Genomic DNA, 14,872 nt, shown 5'->3' on the forward strand with positions numbered 1-14,872 from the left:
TTTGGCCTGTTTTCTGAAAAACAGGCCAAAAACAGGAGGCGGTTGTTACTATAAAAAGGGGAGTTAATTCTTCTTGCTGGTTTTAAGGCCGGCCGCTTTTAAATCTTTATAGCCGCCCACGTTGTACACGTATTTAAACCCTGCCTCCTGCATCATCTTCAAGGCCTGGCTGCTTCGGTTGCCGGTGGCGCAGTAGAGGTAGTAGGTCTGGCTCTTGTCCCAATTCTGGAACTCCTCCTGGAATTTTCCGCCGCGCCAATCAACGTTTTGTGCCTTCTTCAGGTGCCCCGCCTGAAATTCTTCAGGGGTTCTGACATCAATCACTCTCCCTTTCTCTTTGCTGGTCATTTCTTTGAACTCAGCGGGGGTAAGGGCAACGGGTTTGTCTTGCACGCTGGAGGAGAGCAAGGAGAACTGCAGGCAAAGGACAAGGAGAAGTTTCATAATGTTAAATTTATTAAAGGTATAAATACAGCTATAGAATAACAGATGCTTGTAATTATAAGGCTTCTACCTGCCAGATAGTTCAGGTTGAGCACATATATAAGCAGAGAGCCCCTGCGTTTCTGAGCTATATTTCGCAAATCAGCGCAAAAGTAATAAAACTCCCCGCCATCTTTCTCCCCTTGGCAACAAGAGCAGCCCCATTAAAGGTGATGTATGGGTTTATACGCTCCTAATAATTGTCAATTGTTGTTCCTCTGCTATAGAATGCTTCCGCATCCTTTTATCTTTACCTGAAAATATTTTTAACCCTCAGGCAACCCAGAAGCAAGGTGGCGCATCTACCCTTTAAACAAACCCTACATTATCGTTTAAACTTTTACAACCCGTGGACGAGATAGAACTGGTAAAAGCACTGCAGAAAGGCGATGCCAAAGCCCAGCGATTCTTATATGAACGCTTCGCCGGTCCCATGATGGGGGTTTGCGTGCGTTACCTTAAGAACGAGATGGATGCCGAGGAGGTCTTGATCAACGGGTTCATGAAAGTGTACCAGCATGTTGACAGGTTTGAGCAGAAAGGAAGCTTTGAAGGCTGGGTTCGCCGCATCATGGTCAATGAAGCCCTGCAGCACCTCCGCAAACAGGAGCCCATGCACCTGGCCATTGAGAAAGAGCAGTACCACCTGGCCTCAGAAGACGCCACCCCAGACAGTGACATGTCAGCAGAGGAGATGATGGAGATGTTGCATGGCCTGCCAGCGGGGTACCGGGCGGTTTTCAACCTTTACGCCATTGAAGGCTATTCGCACAAGGAGATTGCAGAGATGCTTCAAATCTCAGAGGGAACCTCCAAGTCCCAGTTAAGCAAAGCCCGGGCCATGCTACAACGCATGCTGGCCCAACAGGGAGTAATGATTGTTATCTAACCATACCAGAACAGACAAAGACATGAGCGCCGAAGATTTAGATAAATTTTTCAGAGACAAACTGCACAACCGGCCCGTTGCCCCCAGCAATGAAGCCTGGGAGCGCCTGCAGGCCCGTATGCAGCCAGCCGCCCCGCAAATGGAGCGCAAGCCGCTAACCATGTGGTATTACTCAGCGGCCGCAGCGGTCACCCTGCTGCTGGGGGCTGGGTTCTGGGTTGCCAGGGATGAAGTGAGCCCGCTGCAGCCCAACGCTACCGTTGCCACCGTACAGAAGCCTGCCGCCGCCACTCCTACCCCTTCTGAGGCGGCGTATCCGGCAGCCGGGCAGCAGCAGCAGACGGCCGCTGCGGCAGAGGTGCCTGCAGATTTTTCCGGGTCTGCCTCTGTGGGAAAAGCACAGAACAGCCAGCATCTGGCCACCGTCACAGAAAAAGAAAAAAAATACAGCCCTCAGGCAACCGCAGAAAAGAGTCCTGCATCTATCATTTCAAAAGGGACTAAAACCACAACGAAAATGCCCCGCACTACTTTCACCCCTGATGCCCCAGCCGACGCAATGGCCAGTGCGCAGCCCAAAGCCTCAGTGACTGAAAGTGCAACTGACCCTAAGGCGGAGACCTTGGAAATCATTGTGAAACTGGACAACAACCAGCACAGCGCAGTGGCCATGGCTCCAGCAGAAGAGGCTGCCGCCTCTCCCTCAGAGTCAGCGCGAGCAGGTACCGGCAAAGTGCTCAAAGGCATTTTCAAACAGGTGAAAAACCTGCGTGACGGGGAGAAAGTCAACCTGGCTGAACTGGGTATCTCCAAGCACACATTTGCTCTTGAGACCAATATTGGTCACAAGAAAATCTCAAAGACTATAGAACTTTAAAATCCAACTGTGATGAAACGTTTACTAACGCTGCTTTCAGCCATCATGATGGCTGCCGCAATCGCCTTGCCTTCTATGGCCACTTCCAATCATCTTTCAGGCGCTGCAATGCCAGATACGCTGATTCTTAAACTCAAGAACAACGCCCGCGTGCTGGTGGTGGTGAATGATCTGAAAGATTTGAAAAGTATAAAAGGCCAGAGCCTTGACTCCCTGGTGGGGCTGCTGGAAAAACACACCACTGAGATAGAAAGGGCCGGACAGGCCGCCAGTGACTCTGCCGTAACCATTACCGTTTCTACAGAGAAAGACGGTTCTAATACAGAGCAGGTCAACATCACCATAGCCCAGAACGGGAAGAACGGCAAGCAGGTCATCACCAAGACCATCAGGAATGTGAAGATTGATGTGGAGAAAGACGAGGAGAACAACAAAACCTCCATCAAAATCAATTCGGCAGATGATGACGATGATGACGACGATGACAAGCCCCGCAACCGGAAGAAGGAATTTGATTTTCAGGTGGACCTGGGCCTGGACAGCTGGATGAACAAGAAAACCCTGGCCTCCACGGGGGTTGACAAAATCAATCTGAAACCTCTGGGCTCCCGTTACATCAGCCTGAACGCCAAATGGAACTACAGATTGGGCGGCGAGAGAAGCCCGCTGCGCCTGAACACCGGGTTCGGGTTTGAATTCCACAACTTCATGTTTGATGACAACCTGCAGATGGCCAACAACGGCAGTGAGATTGTCTTCACAGATGACGTAGCCCTGGAGAAAAGCAAGCTTGCCACCACTTCCGTCACCGTACCGCTGGAGCTGGGCCTGAACTTTAAAAACAGCCGCGGCAAAACCAACTTCAAAATTGGCGGGGGCGGATTTGTAGGCTACCTGTTGGAAGGGAAAACCAAAGTGGTTCAAAATTCTGCCACCTACAAAGTGAAAGAAGACTTCCACATGAATGAGTTCCAGTACGGCCTCTCTGGATATGTGGGCGTGAGAAGTCTGGAGTTCTTTGTGAAATACAACCTGAACGAGATGTTTGAAGACAACAAAGGGCCCCAGGCCAATGCCATCGCGTTTGGCGTAAGAATCCTGAAACTGTAATTGGTAAGGGAACAAATAAAAAAGGGAGCTGTGGCAGCTCCCTTTTTTTGTTGCCGGTAGATTTCCTGTTTTTGGGCTGTTTTCTGAAAAACAGCCCAAAAACAGGAATTACAGATGCCGGTAAAAGTTATCCAGCAGAATGGCGGTAGCCGTACCTACATTCAATGATTCGGCACCGCCGCGGCCGGGAATGTGCACCGGCTGGGTCACATGCTCCATGATTGCCGGCCTTATGCCGTGAGATTCGTTCCCCATGATCAGGACCCCGCTGGGCTCCAGGGGCAGCCGGTGCACGTTTTCCCCTTCCAGCGCGGCCCCAAAGACAGGAACACCTGCAGGTAGGTTCTGTAAAAACTCCTCCAGCGCAACATAATGCGGGGTGATTCTGGTAAAAGAACCCATGGTGGCAGAGATGACCTTCTGGTTGTAAAAGTCAGCACTGTTCTCAGAGAGCACAATTGAGGTTAAACCGTACCAGTCGGCTACCCGGATGATGGTGCCCAGGTTGCCCGGGTCCCGCACCTCGTCCAGCGCCAGAACCAATTGGGCGGGGTTCCACAGAAAAGGCCTCTTCTCGGGTATCCGGGCAATGGCCAGGGCGGCGTTGTTGGTTTCCAGGCTTCCGGCTTTGCCTAGTTCCTCCTCTCCCACCAACTGCACCTCAAAACCTTTCTGGAGCAAAGCGGTATGCTTGTCATAAAATTTCTGCGTGACCAAAACCGTTTCCAAGGCGAAACCTGACTGCAGCAGTTCTGCCACGCTCTTCTCACCTTCTACCGTGAATGCTTGGTGAAGCCCTCTATATTTCTTTATTTGCAATGATCTAATGTACTTCAAAAGTCCTTTTGAAATCATAACCTTTCTACGTTTGACGCTACGATGTTACGTATTAGGCGCGGCATTCACAATGTTGTGCCTGTTGGCAGGCTGTTCCCCTACCCGCCACCTGGGGCCTAAGGAGCGGCTACTCTGGAAGATAGAGCTGCAGGGCGTAGATCAAATAGACAAGTCTGCCCTCACCCCCCTGTACCAGCAGAAGCCCAACCGGCGGGTGCTGGGGTACCCGCTGTACCTGAACCTCTACTACCTGGGCAAACGGTTTTACAGCCCAGAGAAATTTCAGGCAGAAATAGAGGAGGAAACCGCAGATTACGCCCGCAAGATCAAGCGGGCCGGCAGTGACTCTGTCAAGGTAGACAAACTGGTGGAGCGGAAGGAGAAGAAACTGGCCAAGCTGCAGGACAAAAAGGAGAACGGGAACTGGCTCATGAAAACCGTGGGCGAGCCGCCCACCTTCTTTGACTCCCTAAAGCTGGTGCAGACAGAGGAGCAGATTAAAATTTACCTGAATTCTAAAGGATTTTTTAGAGGGGCGGTTTCCTCTGCCACTGAGACAAAAAACAAAAAAGTAGTTGTCACTTTACAGATCAAGGAAGACAGGCCTTACCAGATTGTACAGCATGCTTATGAAGTACCAGACACCGCGGTGTTGGCGCTCTTACAAAACCCGTCCTACACCAGCCTACCCAAGGTAGGGGCTTCCTATGATGAGGCGGTGCTGGCCCAGGAGCGCGTGAGAATAGAAGCCTTGCTGAAAGACAACGGTTTCTTTGACTTTAGCCAGCAGCTGGTGACTTTCACGGCAGATACCAGTTATGTGCCCTACACGGTGCGGTTAAAGACCTTGGTTGCCAACCCTACTGATTCTTCCCTCCATAAAATTTACACGGTTAAAAACGTGTATTTTATCTCTGATGCAGGTTTGAACCGGTTTGGGGTAAGCCGTGATACGGTAATGCTGGCAGATGTGCATTACCTGGCGTACGAGCAGAAGGTGAAACCCAAGATCCTTAACCGGAAAGTCATCATCAGGCCCGGGCAGACCTATTCTGCCACCAGAACCCTTAACAACCAGCGTATCCTGAGCAACCTGGACGTGTTTAAGTACGCCACCATAGGGTATACCAAGCTCACAGACAGCCTTTCTACCAAAACCCGGTTTGGGGAACTGAACGCCAACATTAACACGGCCATGCTGCCCAAGTACCAGGAGACCACTGAGCTGGGCGCAACTTTCACAGAACGGGTGCCGGGGCCTTATACCAGTATCAGGCTGCGGGTCAGGAATGTGTTTGGCGGCGCCGAAATTTTTGACGTGGGGGTGCGCGCCGGTATTGAGGGCCAACTGCAGCGGGATGAGAATAAAACCGGCACCAGGACCGAGATTGGGGCCGACATGGGGTTGACGTTCCCCCAGATCCTGGTCCCCTTCCGGAATAACAATTTACTTGTCAGGTTCAACCCCCGCACCCGCTTCAGCACCGGTTACACGTACGTAGACCGGAACGAGTACACCCGCACCAACTTAGACTTCTCGTTTGACTATATCTGGCAGCGGCTAAACATACACCAGTTCAGCTTCTCACCGGTAGACGTGAGCATCATCAGCACGCCCCGCATCTCGCCTGAGTTCAGTGCCCGCCTAGATGAGTTTGCTGCGCAGGGCAACCCCTTGCGGGAGAGTTTTAACAACGCTTTTGTTTCTACCATCAACTTCACCAGCCTGTACAACACCGCCAACTACAACCAGTCTAATGATGCCAAACTGGTGCGCATCTTTGCCGAATCTGGGGGCTTGATTGGCCAGTTTGTGGCTGAAGCGTTGCCCACCCTGCGGAGCTATAAGTTTGTGAAGGCCAGCATTGACTACCGCCGCTACCACCCGCTGGGGAATAACTTCATGTTTGTGTACCGGGCCAATGGCGGGGTGGCCAAACCCCTGGGCGAATACATGGCTCTCCCCTATGACAAATATTTCTTTGCGGGAGGGCCATCCAGTGTGCGGGCGTGGTTGCCCAGACGCTTGGGCCCCGGCTCCAGTGCCAGAATTGACGCTACCACCAATGAGGTGATCTACCGCTTTGAGCAGCCGGGGGAGATACTGTTGGAGCTGAACTCTGAGTTCCGTTTCCGGATGTTCCGGTTTGGTACTACCAATGTGAACGGCGCCTTCTTCTATGATGCCGGCAACGTGTGGTTGTTCAGAGAGCAGGCGTCTGCCACCAGTACAGAAGGGTCTGAGATCAATTACCAGACGGGGGCTAAATTTGAGCTGAACAGGTTCTATAAGGAATTGGCCATGGGCACGGGTTTCGGGGTGCGGTTAGATTTCACGTTTGCCGTTCTGCGGTTTGACATTGCCACCAAAGTGTATGACCCGGCATTGCCAGAAGGGAGCAGATTTGTCTTAGGCAGGTTCTCTTCGAGCAAAATTTTGGGCACCAACAACCAGACCACTTTTAACCTGGGCATAGGGTATCCTTTCTAGGTTCAGATGCTTCTCCTGGTAGAGAAGGTACTCAGTTCTGTTTTGGGGCTGTTTCCAGAAAAACAGCCCCAAAACAGACATTAATATGCCAATAGCTCCTGGAGACTTGCCAGCACTTTGTCTGCGTTTGGCAGCATCATTTTCTCCAGCTCAACGTTCAGTGGCACCGCCGGTAGGTTTTCAGCCCCCAGGGTGAACACGGGAGCATCCAGATGCTGGAAGCAGGTCCGGCTGATTCTCCCCGCTAATGACTCAGCGAAAGAGTTCATCAAAGGTTCTTCGGTAAGCACCAGAACTTTCCCGTGTTGTTGAACAGTGGCTACCACCGCCTCAAAGTCTAACGGGTTGAGCGTGCGCAGGTCCAGGATTTCCACGGAGCCGTTCAGCTGTTTACTCGCTGACTTGGCCCAGTAAACACCCATGCCGTACGTGATCACGGTGACGCTGTTGCCCTGCTCTACCTGCTGTGCATCTGCCCGCTGCACCACATGGGCTTTGCCTAACGGTAAAAGATAGTCTGCCGCCGGTTCTACCGTTTTGGCGTCTTCGGTGCCCGGCACTTTTGACCAGTACAAGCCTTTATGCTCCAGCATCACCACGGGGTTCGGGTCCAGAAAGGCCGCTTTCATCAGGCCTTTCATGTCAGCGGCGTTGCTGGGGTACACTACTTTGATGCCTCTGATGTTCAACAATGTAGACTCAATACTGCCGGAATGGTAGGGCCCGCCGCCGCCATAGGCGCCAATGGGCACCCTGATTAACGCCTGAACCGGAAACTTGCCCATGCTCAGGTAGCAGCTTTTAGACAGCTCCTCTACCAGTTGGTTAATGCCCGGCCAGATATAATCTGCAAATTGTATCTCCACAATAGGTTTAGCACCAACGGCAGACATGCCCGCCGTTGAGCCCACAATGTATGCCTCCTGAATGGGAGTATTGAAAACCCGGTTGTCGCCGTACTTTTTGGCCAGCAGGGCCGCCTCCCTGAACACGCCGCCCAACTCACCGCCCACGTCCTGGCCGTAGAAAAGTGCCTCCGGGTATTCTTTCAAAAGCTCATCTACCGCGTGCAGGGCGGCGTCTACCATGGTGACTTTTTCTGCCTGCGCGGGAGTGCGTGTACCTGTTTCCTCTACCACGGGCGTGGGCGCAAATTCATGCCGAGCAAAGGTGGCGGGGTCTGGATTGGCCGCCGCCAGTGCTTTTTCATACTGGGCCTGGACCTCCAGTTTTACCTCCTGGGCAATCGAGATCAGTTCATCGGCAGTAACACCTTGCTCCAGGAGCTGGGCCCCCAGTCTTGGCAGCGGGTCTTGCAATGCGTGCGCTGAAAGATTTTCCCCCCGGTACCACTCCCGGCGAACTCCGCTGGTGTGGTGCCCCAATAACGGGCATTTGGCATGCACCAAAATGGGTCTCCGCTGTTCCCTTACTAGTTTAAATGCCTCTTGCAGGCCCGTATAGGAGTCAATAAAATCAGCGCCGTCTACTCTGATTCTTTCCAGTCCTTTAAACCCGGCGGCGTATTCATAGGCGTCCATGGCCCGCATTTCGGCGCCAGTGGCAGAGATGCCCCAGTCATTGTCCTGCACCAGGTACAGAATGGGCAAACTCTTGAGCACCGCCATCTGAAAAGCCTCGGCCACCTCTCCTTCCGTAACAGAACCATCGCCCAGGGAGCAGACTACCATGCGGCCGTCAGCTGCCTCCTGCAACCCCTGTGACTCCAGATAAGCCAGCGCGTGCGCCATGCCCGTAGCCGGAATGGCCTGCATGCCGGTGGCAGAACTTTGGTGCGGAATCACCGGGAAACCTGACCGCCGCAGTGACGGGTGGCCATAATAGGTGCGTCCGCCGCTAAAAGGGTCGTCTTTCTTGGCCATCAGCTGCAGCATCAGTTCATAGGGGGAAAGCCCCAGGCCCAGCAGAATAGACTCATCGCGGTAGTAGACAGAAAGATAATCGGTTTCGGTTAGATGGAAGGCGGTGGCCAATTGAATGGCTTCATGCCCGCGGGAGGTGCTGTGAACGTACTTGCTGCAGATGTTTTTATTTTCCTCATAGGTGTCGGCCATGGTTTTGGCGGTCATCATGAGGCGGTATGCTTTCAGGAGAATATCAAGGTCTACCTGCGCGGTGGAATCTACAGAAGCTGTATTCATAAGCTAACATTTGTTTGCCAACCAAATTACCAGTATTCCCTTTAAAAAGCAAAATTGTGGGCAAGACAGCGGGAACTACCGTTTATCGGCTATTTTTGCGAAAACGGCATTAAAACAGAAGTAGACATTATACGCATGAAAGATAAAATAGAAAGGTGGTTTAAGAATTTTCAGGAAAGACTCTGCCTCGCGTTAGAAGAGTGTGACGGGGGCGCCACGTTTCAGGAAGACCTGTGGGAACGGCCCGGCGGCGGCGGCGGTGCGGCCCGTGTGATTCAGAACGGAAACGTGTTTGAGAAAGGCGGAGTGAATTTCTCAGCCGTGGTAGGGGTTTTGCCTGAAAAGGCCGCCCAGGCCCTGCTGCTCCCTGATAATAACTTCTTCGCCACGGGCGTGTCTGTGGTACTGCACCCGCGCAACCCGCATGTGCCCATTACGCACATGAACGTGCGCTATTTTGAGGCGGGAAACGGGGAGGCGTGGTTTGGCGGCGGCATTGACCTTACCCCCATCTATGTGCAGAAAGATCAGGTGCAGTTTTTTCATAGGGCGCTAAAAAATACCTGTGACCGCTTTCAGGAGAATTATTATGCTGACTTCAAGAAGTGGGCCGATGATTATTTTTTCATTCCGCACCGCGGGGAAACCAGAGGGGTGGGTGGAATCTTCTTTGACCGGTTGACCCCTACCCCTGAAATCTCCCTGGAGGAACGTTTTGCCTTTGTGCAGGCCGTGGCAGATACCTTTGCCCCCACCTATACGTCAATTGTAGACCAAAACCGGGACAAGGAATTCTCTGAGCAGGAGAAAGAGTGGCAGCTGATCAGAAGGGGGCGGTACGTAGAGTTTAACCTGGTGAATGACCGGGGCACCAAATTTGGGCTGGAGACGCACGGGCGAACGGAATCTATCCTAATGAGCCTGCCCCCGCTGGCCAGCTGGCACTACAACCATGCTCCCGCTGAGGGTACCCCGGAAGCAGATGCCTTGCTTTGTTTCCAGAAGGGTATTGACTGGTTGCAGGAGGAATAACCCATGGAAACGTTAAAGTCACTGGACCAGGCCTTGTTTTTGGAGTTGAACAGCCGGCACACCCCGTTCTGGGACCAGGTGATGGTGCTGGTCACCAATAAATACGTCTGGGTACCTTTTTATCTGCTGCTCATCATTTTGATGATTTACTTTTACCGCCGCAGAGGGGCTTTGATGGTTTTAGCCTTAGGAGCCAGTGTGGGATTGGCAGATTTTATAGCATCTGGTATTTTTAAACCGTTTTTTGCGCGGCTAAGGCCGTGCCATGACGCAGTGGTGGGAGCCACCGTGCAGGCGATCAACGGGTGCGGCGGCAAATATGGGTTTGTGTCTTCCCATGCGGCCAACTCCTTTGCCATTGCGGCGTTTTTCTGTTTCCTGTTGCCTGCGCGGCAGTGGCCATTGAAGGTGGCGCTGATCTTATGGGCTTCGTTGATCTCGTACAGCCGCATTTATTTAGGCGTGCACTACCCCGGTGACATTACGGTGGGCGCTGCCATTGGTGTGGTTACTGCCTGGTTGGGAATTTACCTGTATCACATCATCTCAGAACGCTACCGTTTCTGGCGGGTATAAAACAGAAAAGGCTCCAGATGCAGGAGCCTTTTCTGTTTTTGGCCTGTTTTTTCAAAAACAGGTCAAAAACAGGTTTATTTCTGTAGCAGGCGGGCCACATATTTGCCAATGATGTCAAACTCAAGATTTACCAGATCCCCGGCTTTTACAGAACTCAGGTTGGTAAAGTCATAGGTGTAGGGAATGATGGCCACAGAGAAGTAATCTGGGCCAGATTCTACCACGGTTAAACTGATACCGTTCACGCAGATTGACCCTTTCTCAACCGTTATATGCCCGGCCGCCTTAGGCTCATAGCCAATCCGGTAGAGCCAGCTTCCCTCCTGTTCCCGCACCTCCTGGCAAACCCCTACCTGGTCTACATGCCCCTGTACAATGTGCCCGTCATACCTGCTGTTGGCCAGAAGGCAGCGCTCCAGGTTTACTTTATCCCCCACCTGCAGCTGCCCCAGGTTGGTTCTGGAGAGGGTTTCGGCAATGGCGGTGACGGTGTAGGTCTCTCCATTCACGCCTACCACCGTTAAGCAGACCCCGTTATGCGCCAGGCTCTGGTCTATCTTCAGCTCAGAAGTAAACGGACAGAGCAAAGTGAAATGAACGTTAGACTTTTCTTCTTTGATGGAGACAACCTCAGCGAGTGCTTCTATAATTCCAGTGAACATGGTTTCTTGATTTGTAAATTTTGGGATTAGGAACGTTGGAAATGGATACAATGTCATTGCTCCGGTTCCTGGTCTATTTTCCTCTCCCTTGCACAATAATTTTGATGGTGTACAGCATCACCCTGAAATCCATGGCCAGGGACATATTTTCAATATACAGGATATCATATTTGAGGCGTCTTACCATCTCCTGCACGTTCTGGGCATAGCCAAATTTAACCTGCCCTAAAGAGGTAATGCCCGGCCGCACGCGGTGCAGGTGGCGGTAATGCGGCGCCTGTTGGGTGATCAGGTCAATAAAATGCTGCCGTTCGGGTCTGGGACCCACCAAACTCATGTCTCCAATCAGTACGTTAAAGAACTGGGGCATCTCGTCTATCCTTACTTTGCGCATGAACCGGCCAAACGTGGTGACGCGCGGGTCTTCATCAGAAGACAAGGCCGGGCCCATTTTTTCGGCATCAATGTACATGCTTCTGAACTTGAAGATCTTAAAGGGTTTTCCTTGCCAGCCAATGCGCTCCTGGGCAAAGAAGATGGGGCCCGGCGATGACATTTTTACTAAAATCCCCACCAGAAGGTAGAACGGGAAAAAGCAGATCAGGACCGCAATGGAGACAAAGATGTCAATTAACCGCTTCAGGATTTGTTGCCAAATGGGCATCAGGTCCCGTTTAACCTCTATCAGCGGCGTCCCGAAAAGGTGCTGCACTTTCACAGAGCCCAGCAGGATCTGGTACACGTCTGGAATGATACTGATGCGTACCGCTTCGCCTTCAAGGGAGCTGAGAATCTTTTCTATCAATTTATGCTCAGAGGGTTCAATGGCGATGACCACCTCCTCCACCTCATTCTGTCTGATCACTTTTTCCAGCGTGCTGAAAGAGCCTAAGCTGGGGATCTGCTCCTGAAAAGAGTGGGGCTGTGAGGGTTCATTCTGTACAAAGCCCAGAATGCGTAAGCCTAAGTGGCGGTTATGGTTTTGCAGCTCATCATACACCTCCCGGGCGTTTCCGCTGGACCCCACTACAATAGTATTAAAATACACCTGCCCCTGCAGCACCAATTTCTTTAAATGGTTCAGGGCCGCCAGTTTGAAAACCACGGCAATGAAAAAATGCAACAGGAAATAGGTGGCAATGGGCTTGTAGTAGAGGTCATAGGTATTCATGACCGGCTCCTCCAGCAGGAGCGTAAAAAAAATGGCCACCGCGCCGCCCAGTGACATACTTCCCAGATGTAAAATCTCCTTGAACCTTGACAGCCGGTAGATGTTGCGGTACCGGCCCAAGAGTGCGTAAAGAACCACCCAGAAAGTAGCCACCACCAGAGATTTGCCCACCAGGGCGGTAGGAACCTCGGGCACAGCGTCAGCAATCACATAATTTCTGGAAAGGTAAAACGCCACCCAGGCCAGTGAGGCTGCTATAAAATCAGCTGAGATAAGTTTATATAGGTGAAGATCCCTTTTGAGGCGCATGCAGTCCCTTTAATGTTGCAATACTATGTAAAAGCAACCCAAACACAAAGCTACATTCTAAAACGAAAAACATATTTAATAATTTTATCTAATGGCGGGGCGGTCAACGCTTATTGCCTTAAATTCGCCAAAAGAATCTGGTGCTCCGTAGAGGAAAGATGTATAACCTTAAAAAGCCTTATGCTCATAGATAGTTACCGTCACAAGGGAATGCGCAAGAGCCTGGTACGGGTAGTTCAGGAAAAAGGGATCAAAGACCAGAAGGTGCTAGCGGCCCTGGAGCAGGTGCCCCGGCATTTCTTCTTTGAGAAAGCATTTCTGGAGCAGGCCTATCAGGACAAAGCTTTCCCCATTGGGGAAGGCCAAACCATCTCCCAGCCTTACACCGTGGCCTACCAGACAGAGTTGCTCCAGGTGCAGCCCTCTGACAAGGTGCTGGAGATTGGTACCGGCTCTGGTTACCAGTGTAGTATTCTGCTGCAACTCACCCCGCAGGTGTACACCATTGAGTACAACGAGGTGCTTTTTCACAAGGCCCGCAAGCAGTTCCAGATGATGGGGCTCTCCCCGTTCACCTTTCTGGGCGACGGCTCAGAAGGGCTTCCGGCGCACGCGCCCTACCATAAGATTCTAGTGACGGCCGGTGCCCCTATTATCCCTAAAACGCTCTTAAGGCAACTCACCATAGGCGGTAAACTGGTCATTCCGGTGGGGGACACGGGTCTGCAGAAAATGCTCCGGATCACGCGCGTAGCCGAAGAGGAATTTACCAAAGAAGAGTTTGACAACTTCAAATTTGTGCCGCTGCTGGGGAATCAGGGCTGGAAATAGCTACCGGAAAAACTGTCCTCTTAAATAAAAGCCCAGAAACGGCTGCTTTAACGGGCAGAAAGCGGGTTTGGCAGAAAAGCGAACAGGTAGTTGGTTCTGGTTGTATCTTTGCGGCTTGCTAAACCCTTGTTTTTATGCGTAAGCAAAAATTTGTCAAAGAATCATATGTGCAGATGACTGAACTGGTGCTGCCCAATGATACCAATACCTTCCATAATTTGATGGGGGGCAAGATGATGCACTGGATGGACATTGTCTCGGCTATCTCCGCGCAGCGGCATTCTAACTGCCCTGTTGTGACCGCGTCTGTTGACAACGTCTCTTTCAAGGAAACCATCAAACTGGGCAATGTGATCACCCTGGAGGCCCGGGTTACCCGTGCGTTCAGTACCTCTATGGAGGTGCACATCAACGTGTGGGCAGAAGACATTCCCTCCGGCACCAAAGTAAAGTCTAATGAAGCGTTTTTCACGTTTGTAGCCCTGGGCGAAAACGGTCAGCCGGTGCCCGTGCCAGAGGCCATTCCTGAGACCGCCGAGGAGAAAGACAAGTATGATGGTGCGCTACGCCGGCGCCAGCTGCGTCTGATTCTGGCAGGCCGCATGAAACCGCATGACGCCAACGAGTTGAAGTCTATATTCAATCTATAATCCGGTTTTTCGTTAATTTCACAAAAACAGGCCGAAAACAGTATGTCTACCCCGCCCCCTGATTTCTCCTTTCTGCCCTCTTTCTACGAACAAGACACGCTGTACGTGGTGCCGGAGGAAAACGCCGTGCAGCTGGTACCCGGTGCCGCTCCGGTTGAGGCTGCCACAGTCCCTGTGCCTCCGCCTGCGGTAGCAGCTGAAGTGCCTGTGGCAGTTACTCCTGCCCCAGCGGCACCCGCCCCGGTGGCGGCAGAGAAGAGGGAAGAAAGAATTCAATGGTTGGGCGAAGCCGTAAAAGGCACTTACCTGCTGTTTCAGGTACCGGATCAGGAGTTTGGGCAACTGCCACAGCACCCTTTCCTGCAGAAAGTGATGGCGGCTGTAGGGCTAACCACCATGCAGGTGCAATTCGGGAACCTGTCTACCAGCGTGACCCATAACGTGAAGCAGATTGCCCTCCAGGTGCAGGCGCGGCACATTCTGCTCTTTGGCGATGACCTCACGGTAGAAAACCTGTTGAAGCTGGAGCCTTACCGCATGTACCGCCTGGAGGAGACCCGTTTTGTGCGCGTTGACTCACTGGCTAACATTGAAAAAAGCACTGAGCTGAAGAAGAAACTGTGGGATGTGCTTCAGAAGATTTTCCTGCAATAACAATAGTCCGTTTTTCGGCCTGTTTTTCAGAAAACAGGCAAAACAGAAAAGCCCGCAAAAGCGGGCTTTTCAATGATTTGTTTTGCGCGGTTACACGTTCATTGAGGACTCACGGCGGCGCATTTTACCGGCCGGTAT

Annotated in this window: 14 protein-coding genes; 9 read left to right on the top strand and 5 right to left on the bottom strand. The window is 52.0% G+C overall.

Translation table 11 applies throughout. The annotated features are described in order from the left end of the window. Window positions 1–63: 63 nt before the first annotated feature. Entirely contained in the window at window positions 64–444 is a 381-nt protein-coding gene (locus A8O25_RS20490; RefSeq protein WP_082893799.1) for a rhodanese-like domain-containing protein, read from the bottom strand. 388 nt (window positions 445–832) lie between these two features. On the opposite strand from A8O25_RS20490, the gene A8O25_RS20495 reads away from it, so the two are divergent. From A8O25_RS20495 to A8O25_RS20505, 3 genes are read left to right on the top strand one after another with little or no spacing between them, the layout of a single operon-like run. After that, on the top strand, window positions 833–1,372 hold the full coding sequence (locus tag A8O25_RS20495; protein WP_066839224.1) for an RNA polymerase sigma factor: 540 nt from the start codon (window positions 833–835) through the stop codon (window positions 1,370–1,372). Window positions 1,373–1,394: 22 nt separating this feature from the next. Beyond that, window positions 1,395–2,249, top strand: a complete 855-nt coding sequence (locus A8O25_RS20500) for a hypothetical protein (RefSeq protein WP_153042856.1) — start codon at window positions 1,395–1,397, stop codon at window positions 2,247–2,249. Window positions 2,250–2,261: 12 nt separating this feature from the next. Next, window positions 2,262–3,359, top strand: coding sequence for a porin family protein (locus A8O25_RS20505; protein ID WP_066839227.1), 1,098 nt, complete (start codon window positions 2,262–2,264; stop codon window positions 3,357–3,359). A gap of 108 nt (window positions 3,360–3,467) precedes the next feature. Here the strand turns inward: A8O25_RS20505 and A8O25_RS20510 are convergent, their stop codons facing one another. Continuing rightward, window positions 3,468–4,196, bottom strand: a complete 729-nt coding sequence (locus A8O25_RS20510) for a TrmH family RNA methyltransferase (RefSeq protein WP_338152778.1) — start codon at window positions 4,194–4,196, stop codon at window positions 3,468–3,470. Between the two features lie 70 nt (window positions 4,197–4,266). Between A8O25_RS20510 and tamL the strand changes: the two genes are divergently transcribed. Next, window positions 4,267–6,687: a translocation and assembly module lipoprotein TamL gene (gene tamL, locus A8O25_RS20515; RefSeq protein ID WP_066839231.1), complete on the top strand. Its 2,421-nt coding sequence runs from the start codon at window positions 4,267–4,269 to the stop codon at window positions 6,685–6,687. A gap of 80 nt (window positions 6,688–6,767) precedes the next feature. Here tamL and A8O25_RS20520 read toward each other — a convergent pair whose 3' ends face one another. Continuing rightward, window positions 6,768–8,849 (bottom strand): alpha-ketoacid dehydrogenase subunit alpha/beta, encoded by a 2,082-nt coding sequence (locus A8O25_RS20520; RefSeq protein ID WP_066839233.1) that lies wholly within the window; start codon window positions 8,847–8,849, stop codon window positions 6,768–6,770. Window positions 8,850–8,984: 135 nt separating this feature from the next. Here A8O25_RS20520 and hemF point away from each other — a divergent pair, with 135 nt between their 5' ends. Beyond that, a complete protein-coding gene (gene hemF / locus A8O25_RS20525; protein ID WP_066839235.1) occupies window positions 8,985–9,881 on the top strand; it encodes an oxygen-dependent coproporphyrinogen oxidase in 897 nt (298 codons plus the stop codon). Between the two features lie 3 nt (window positions 9,882–9,884). Next, the gene (locus A8O25_RS20530) at window positions 9,885–10,457 is read left to right on the top strand and encodes a phosphatase PAP2 family protein (RefSeq protein ID WP_066839237.1); all 573 of its coding nucleotides are present in this window, start codon (window positions 9,885–9,887) and stop codon (window positions 10,455–10,457) included. 74 nt (window positions 10,458–10,531) lie between these two features. Here A8O25_RS20530 and A8O25_RS20535 read toward each other — a convergent pair whose 3' ends face one another. Further along, window positions 10,532–11,119, bottom strand: coding sequence for a riboflavin synthase (locus tag A8O25_RS20535; RefSeq protein WP_066839239.1), 588 nt, complete (start codon window positions 11,117–11,119; stop codon window positions 10,532–10,534). 73 nt (window positions 11,120–11,192) lie between these two features. After that, window positions 11,193–12,599 (bottom strand): sugar transferase, encoded by a 1,407-nt coding sequence (locus A8O25_RS20540; RefSeq protein WP_066839240.1) that lies wholly within the window; start codon window positions 12,597–12,599, stop codon window positions 11,193–11,195. Between the two features lie 180 nt (window positions 12,600–12,779). Here A8O25_RS20540 and A8O25_RS20545 point away from each other — a divergent pair, with 180 nt between their 5' ends. From A8O25_RS20545 to A8O25_RS23440, 3 genes are all read left to right on the top strand, one after another. Next, window positions 12,780–13,430 (top strand): protein-L-isoaspartate(D-aspartate) O-methyltransferase, encoded by a 651-nt coding sequence (locus A8O25_RS20545; protein ID WP_066839241.1) that lies wholly within the window; start codon window positions 12,780–12,782, stop codon window positions 13,428–13,430. 134 nt (window positions 13,431–13,564) lie between these two features. Continuing rightward, entirely contained in the window at window positions 13,565–14,080 is a 516-nt protein-coding gene (locus A8O25_RS20550) for an acyl-CoA thioesterase (RefSeq protein WP_066839244.1), read from the top strand. 42 nt (window positions 14,081–14,122) lie between these two features. Continuing rightward, window positions 14,123–14,734 (top strand): hypothetical protein, encoded by a 612-nt coding sequence (locus A8O25_RS23440; RefSeq protein ID WP_066839246.1) that lies wholly within the window; start codon window positions 14,123–14,125, stop codon window positions 14,732–14,734. Window positions 14,735–14,872: the final 138 nt, after the last annotated feature.

It is taken from the genome of Rufibacter ruber, from assembly GCF_001647275.1.
In the GTDB taxonomy this organism is placed as follows: domain Bacteria; phylum Bacteroidota; class Bacteroidia; order Cytophagales; family Hymenobacteraceae; genus Nibribacter; species Nibribacter ruber_C.

Excerpts from the sequence above, each read along its gene's own strand:
- A8O25_RS20490 (WP_082893799.1), bottom strand. The coding sequence starts at position 444 with ATGAAACTTCTCCTTGTCCTTTGCCTGCAGTTCTCCTTGCTCTCCTCC.
- A8O25_RS20500 (WP_153042856.1), top strand. The coding sequence starts at position 1,395 with ATGAGCGCCGAAGATTTAGATAAATTTTTCAGAGACAAACTGCACAAC.
- A8O25_RS20505 (WP_066839227.1), top strand. The coding sequence starts at position 2,262 with ATGAAACGTTTACTAACGCTGCTTTCAGCCATCATGATGGCTGCCGCA.
- tamL (WP_066839231.1), top strand. The coding sequence starts at position 4,267 with ATGTTGTGCCTGTTGGCAGGCTGTTCCCCTACCCGCCACCTGGGGCCT.
- A8O25_RS20520 (WP_066839233.1), bottom strand. The coding sequence starts at position 8,849 with ATGAATACAGCTTCTGTAGATTCCACCGCGCAGGTAGACCTTGATATT.
- hemF (WP_066839235.1), top strand. The coding sequence starts at position 8,985 with ATGAAAGATAAAATAGAAAGGTGGTTTAAGAATTTTCAGGAAAGACTC.
- A8O25_RS20530 (WP_066839237.1), top strand. The coding sequence starts at position 9,885 with ATGGAAACGTTAAAGTCACTGGACCAGGCCTTGTTTTTGGAGTTGAAC.
- A8O25_RS20535 (WP_066839239.1), bottom strand. The coding sequence starts at position 11,119 with ATGTTCACTGGAATTATAGAAGCACTCGCTGAGGTTGTCTCCATCAAA.
- A8O25_RS20540 (WP_066839240.1), bottom strand. The coding sequence starts at position 12,599 with ATGCGCCTCAAAAGGGATCTTCACCTATATAAACTTATCTCAGCTGAT.
- A8O25_RS20545 (WP_066839241.1), top strand. The coding sequence starts at position 12,780 with ATGCTCATAGATAGTTACCGTCACAAGGGAATGCGCAAGAGCCTGGTA.
- A8O25_RS20550 (WP_066839244.1), top strand. The coding sequence starts at position 13,565 with ATGCGTAAGCAAAAATTTGTCAAAGAATCATATGTGCAGATGACTGAA.
- A8O25_RS23440 (WP_066839246.1), top strand. The coding sequence starts at position 14,123 with ATGTCTACCCCGCCCCCTGATTTCTCCTTTCTGCCCTCTTTCTACGAA.